Raw genomic sequence first — 595 nt, forward strand, 5'->3', positions numbered from 1 at the left:
GGCGGCGCGCTTCCGGGCTACCAGAAATTACTGGTAGATGAGCGTGTACATCACGCTCGAATTGGCTGCGCCGGCGCCAGCAGCTCCATTGACAGCCACGTATTCAGCGGCGTAGGGCAGCAGTGCAGATCCGGCGGTGATAGCAACCGACTTGGAATTCTGCGTGCCGTCCGCGAAACCAGCCTTGATGGGGCTGAAGTCGTCGCCGTTCAGCAGGCGGATCTGAACGTTGTTAGCGCCACCAGCATCCAAAATCAGATTGCCGGTTTGGAAGTCGGTCGTGACACCGGGTTCAAAGTAGGTGTGGACATTGCCCGAGTCAGGCGTGCAATTCGTCAGCGCGATGTCGAAGGTCTTGCGGCCAGCGGATTGGCCTGCGGCAGCCAGGGCCGAAGTCGACACGGTCGGCAGCGTCACCAGAAAGTCGCTGGCGCCACTGCCGGCACCATTGATGGTGCAGGTGTTCGAGGTGACTTCGCCGTTGAAGGTGATGGTGCCGTCAGCAGCAGAGGCAACCTGGGCGGCCATCGCGGTGCTGGCCAAGATCAGAACGGAGAGAAGTTTGCGGTTCATTTCGAATATTCACTAAAGTTGA

At 59.3% G+C, this 595-nt stretch carries 1 protein-coding gene; it reads right to left on the minus strand.

From position 1 onward, the window contains the following. Positions 1-27: 27 nt before the first annotated feature. Positions 28-573, minus strand: coding sequence for a fimbrial protein (locus AC1DN9_RS30070; protein ID WP_478106022.1), 546 nt, complete (start codon positions 571-573; stop codon positions 28-30). Positions 574-595: the final 22 nt, after the last annotated feature.

The organism is Variovorax sp. 05L425, from assembly GCF_056397705.1.

Excerpts from the sequence above, each read along its gene's own strand:
- AC1DN9_RS30070 (WP_478106022.1), bottom strand. The coding sequence starts at position 573 with ATGAACCGCAAACTTCTCTCCGTTCTGATCTTGGCCAGCACCGCGATG.